6 protein-coding genes are annotated in these 4,814 nt (G+C 29.3%); 2 read left to right on the top strand and 4 right to left on the bottom strand.

The window, feature by feature from the left end; all coding sequences use genetic code 11:
* Positions 1-8 precede the first annotated feature (8 nt).
* Both bioB and SVN78_08550 read left to right on the top strand, forming a co-directional pair.
* Positions 9-1,025 carry a biotin synthase BioB gene (gene bioB, locus SVN78_08555; protein ID MDY6821656.1) on the top strand — a complete coding sequence of 339 codons (1,017 nt, stop codon included), beginning with the start codon at positions 9-11 and terminating at the stop codon, positions 1,023-1,025.
* Positions 1,022-2,182, top strand: coding sequence for an 8-amino-7-oxononanoate synthase (locus tag SVN78_08550; GenBank protein ID MDY6821655.1), 1,161 nt, complete (start codon positions 1,022-1,024; stop codon positions 2,180-2,182). Before bioB ends, SVN78_08550 begins: the two co-directional genes overlap by 4 nt.
* A gap of 27 nt (positions 2,183-2,209) precedes the next feature.
* Here SVN78_08550 and SVN78_08545 read toward each other — a convergent pair whose 3' ends face one another.
* From SVN78_08545 to SVN78_08530, 4 genes are all read right to left on the bottom strand, one after another.
* Complete coding sequence (locus SVN78_08545; protein ID MDY6821654.1) at positions 2,210-2,692, bottom strand: nucleoside deaminase; 483 nt, start codon at positions 2,690-2,692, stop codon at positions 2,210-2,212.
* The gene (locus tag SVN78_08540; protein MDY6821653.1) at positions 2,693-3,403 is read right to left on the bottom strand and encodes an RsmE family RNA methyltransferase; all 711 of its coding nucleotides are present in this window, start codon (positions 3,401-3,403) and stop codon (positions 2,693-2,695) included. It abuts the gene before it with no gap.
* A complete protein-coding gene (locus SVN78_08535; protein MDY6821652.1) occupies positions 3,378-4,151 on the bottom strand; it encodes a metallophosphoesterase in 774 nt (257 codons plus the stop codon). The genes SVN78_08540 and SVN78_08535 overlap by 26 nt, the downstream gene beginning before the upstream one ends.
* A partial coding sequence (locus SVN78_08530) for a 50S ribosomal protein L11 methyltransferase (GenBank protein MDY6821651.1) occupies positions 4,142-4,814 on the bottom strand: 673 nt, incomplete at its 5' end. The genes SVN78_08530 and SVN78_08535, both read right to left, overlap by 10 nt.

Below are 4,814 nucleotides of genomic sequence, written 5' to 3'. Positions count from 1 at the left end.
AGGCCTAAATGAATATCTTTTTAGAGGCAGCTGAAAATATTATTGAAAATAATATAACGCTAGAAAAGGAATTTCTGCTGGAATTTTTTACACACAAACCACTAGATGATATACTTATAGCCAGTGATACCCTTAGGCATCACTATCTAAAAAATAAAATACATATGTGCTCTGTTTTAAATATAAAATCTGGTCTCTGTAATATGGATTGTAAATTTTGTGCACAATCTTCAATATCCCATGCTAGTATAGAGAAATACCCACTACTGCCAAACAACGAAATAGAAACCTTTATTGAAGCAAATAAGACAAATAGTGTAGGTAGGCTTGGTCTTGTATCCTCTGGCAAAAAACTCTCAAAAAATGAGATAAACAGATTAGCAGAACTAATAAAAAGTATAAAAACCACTAAGGGCCTGTGTATTTCTCCAGGGGATATGGATTTAGAAGATATGCTTTTATTAAAAGAAAGTGGGATTACAAGATACCATCACAATCTTGAAACATCTATGAGGTTTTATCCTGAAATATCTTCAAAAATCGATTATAGATCAAAGATTAATACCATTAAAAAAGCAAAACAAGCAGGTCTTGCTGTTTGTTCAGGCGGGATATTTGGTATTGGTGAAAAAGATGAAGATATTATAGAATTAGCTATTTTATTAAAAGAACTTGATGTAGATAGTATCCCCCTTAATTTTTTAATGCCAATAGAAAATACCCCTTTAGAAGATTATAATCTCTTAACCCCCGATAGATGCTTAAGGATAATTGCAGTTTTTAGATTTATTTTACCTAAAAAAGATATTCTCATATGCGGTGGAAGGATGGAAAACCTAAAAGATATGCATAAATATATATATAAAGCAGGGGCTAGTGGCATATTAACAGGCAATTACTTAACCACTAAGGGCAGAAGTTTGTCAGATGATAACAAAACAATCAGGGAGATGGGTCTTGAGCCAAGAGATATACAATTTATTGCTGGAAGTGGTTTAAACTCCGAAGGACGGATAGTGTCTTGAGCCAAGAGATATACAGTCTATTAATTAATAAACTAAAAAGAGTCGAGAAAGAAAATCTTCTAAGGAGAATACCACCAGTTAATTACAAAAAAAATAAATTTATTTATATAAATGGTTCTGCCTATCTTAACTGTTCTAGCAATGATTACTTAGGCCTATCAGATAATACTGAGATAAAGAATTTTTCTATAAGATGTTTAAATGATTACGGTTTATCAGCTGGTGCATCTAGAATAGTTTCTGGAAATTATAGGATATATGACTATTTAGAAGAAAAGATGGCAAATTTCAAAGGCTATGATAAATGTTTAGTTATGAACTCTGGTTATACCGCAAACCTAGCTATATATTCAACATTACTAGATGAAAATTCTATAGTCTTTTCAGATGAATTAAATCACGCAAGCATTATTGACGGTATTGCATTAAGTAAGGCAAAATGTGTTGTATATAAACATAGGGATATAGAACATTTGGATTATTTAATAAAAAAATATAATAATCAAAAATATAAATTCATAGCAACAGATACACTCTTTAGTATGGACGGAGATTTTGCCTATATTAATGAATTAGTAGAGATTAAAAATAAAACTGATTGTATGTTAATAGCAGATGAAGCACATACTACGGGTATTTATGGTGATGGTCGTGGCTATATCCATGCATGCAATGCTAGAGAGGCTTTTGATATAAACATGGGAACCTTTAGTAAGGCTCTTGGTAGCTTTGGGGCTTACATCTGTACAAATAAAATAATCTATGACTACCTTGTAAATAAAGCAAGATCCTTAATTTTTACAACTGGATTACCACCAGCTGTAGTAGGAGCAAACCTTAAATCAATTGAAATAATTGAACAAAATAAATCATTATATAAAAATTTAATCAATCTCTCCAAAAAATTTAGAGACGGGTTAGAAAATTCTAATATTCCAGTTATCTCGAAAGAGAGCCATATTTTTACAATACCCTTTGATAATAATAGTGAAGCTATTAATGCCCATAGTCTTTTGTTGAATGATAATATTTTTGCAACCCTTGCCAGAAACCCTTCTGTAAAAACACCAAGAATAAGGATTAGTCTAAGGAGTGATTTTAGCTATAAAGATATTGATAATATATTGATTGCTCTAAAAAAAGCTATCAATAAATAAAATCTTTAAGTTCAGAATAATAAATTGTTAGTTTAGTGTAGAAGTTTTGGGCTTTCTTAGATTTCTAAAAAAGCTCTTTAATAAATCTTTAATATATTCTTCATTATAACCATAGTAATAACTAACTCTATGGTTTAAACTATTTATATCAAATATATGGGCATTAGAAATTACACCACCAAATTTCTCATCGGGAAGGCAAAAAAATACTTTCTCTACCCTAAAATGGATAATTGCGCCACAACACATAATACACGGCTCTAAGGTCACATATAAACTACTATGATTTAACCTCCAATCACCTAATATTTCAGAGGCTTTTTTTAAAGCAACAATTTCAGCGTGATATAAAGGATTTTTAGTGCTCTCCTTCATGTTATAGCCTCTAGATATTATCTTATTATCTAAAACAACTACTGCTCCCACAGGGACTTCACCAATTGAATACGCTATATTAGCCTCTTTTATTGCTTCATCGAAAAATTTTATATCCTTTTTTGTAAAATTCATCTAAGATAGATCCATTAAGATTTTCATTATACCAATAAATACTATAGCTGCCGTATCAGCCTTTAAAATATTATATGTTGGTGAAATAATTTGAAAACCTTTATCTTTTAAAGCATCAGCCTCATCATCAGTCAAACCACCTTCTGGACCAATAAAAAGCGAAATGTTATTGCTTTTTACTTTTGGCAAGGATTTCTCAGTACAACCTTCATAAAAGAGAAACTTTTGATTGTTATCATTATCAATAAATTTAATCTCTGTAGGTTCTGATAATGAAGGTATATGTTCAATTTCTGATTGAAGTGCTCCTTTAATTAATAATTTTTCATATCTTGAAAGGGTTTTTTTATTTAGATCCCTTTGACTTCTCTTGGTATAAATCGGTGTAAATCTTGTTACACCCAATTCTCCACTTTTCTCAACAATTTCATCCATATATTCTCTTTTAAGACATGCCTGATATAAATGTAGATTATAGTTGGCTCCTAAAAGCTCTCTTTCATTAATCTTATTTAAAATAACGGCACCTTTCTTCACGTTTTCTATCTTAAACTCACCAATTTTTTGTCTATTTAGTATATATAAATTATCACCTACCTTAAGTCGCAGTACATTTTTTATATAGTTATATGATTCATCTTCTAATCTATCAATCTGGTTTAAGTCTTTGTCAATAAATATCCTTTTAGTATTCTGATGAGACCTTTTCAAAGGTAAATTCTCCACTATCATCTATAATTAATGCTGTTAAACTATAGCCATAAACACATCCAGTATCTATATTTATGCTAATAATTTTATCACCACTCTTGTTTATATAAGGTTCATTAAAATTATCTGATAAGCCCAATGATCTAATTGGGGTATGCCCATGTATTATTATATAATCAAAATAGGGCTCTCTCTCAAAATCAGTATTTCTTGACCATACAAAAGGGTACTTTTGTTTTTTTAGTTTTTCAGGTAACCCTTCATATTGTTCATCTAATTTCTTTTTAAAATCATACACCCCGCCATGGCTAATCAAAAATTTATTCTTACCCATATACAAGGTGATATATTCCTTGAAAGACTTAATAAATTCAATATATCTATAAAACTTATTAGTAAGCCTATATTTAATAAATTCATCGTTAAAATAGTTGTTTGTAAGACTATCTTCTTTTATAAAAGACTTTATAGTTTCAAGACCGCCATTTTCAAACCAAACCCCATAAGAATATCTCTCAGTGTTATCAATATAATCAATCATCAAATCCTCATGATTACCTAAAACATATTCACCTTTTGATACATTATTAATTAAAAAATTAAGAACCTCAAAAGTAGAGGGGCCCCTATCTATTAAATCGCCAACAAAGTAATATTTATCTATTTTATATTTTTTATCTATTTGATTAATTAATTTATAAAAACTATTGAAACAACCATGTATATCACCAAATACAGCTATTTGCATAACCTTATGCCCCACCAAGAAGAATTAAAAGTTAAACAATCTATTTTATAATCTTTTAAATCATAGTTACTTAAAAAATTATTCAAGTCATTACCTAAAAAACCAGATAAGATTATAAATTTAGGTGATATATACAAAAAATATTCCCATAGATTTGCTATTACTTCATAAATTATATTTGCTACAATAACATCACATTTAATTTTATCATAATTAAAATCAATCGATCCTATATATGCGTAAATTTTATTGCAATTATTATCTTTTAGATTATCTATAATATTTAAAACACACAGCTTGTCAATATCACAGGCAATAACCTTTTTTGCACCACTTTTTTCAGCAAGTATAGAGAGTATACAACTTCCACATCCAACATCTAAAACGACCCTATCTTTGCATACACCCTCCAATAGGGTCGCCGCATTACGGGTTGTTGGGTGGGAACCTGTTCCAAAGGCAAGTGCCGGCTTAATATATATAGTATTAATATTTTCAAAAATTATATCCTTTGAATTAATATAAGCAAAATTGTCTGTTAATAAATCAGGCTTTAAATACTTCTTCCATTCATCTAACCAGTTTATATCATTTATATCTTTCTTTGAAAAATCTATTCCCTCTTCTAATAAAAAATTATCTACATTAGTATTTGTATAAAAT

The organism is Deferribacterota bacterium, assembly GCA_034189185.1.
Lineage (GTDB): Bacteria > Chrysiogenota > Deferribacteres > Deferribacterales > UBA228 > UBA228.
This window is presented reverse-complemented; position numbering and strand designations above follow the sequence as displayed.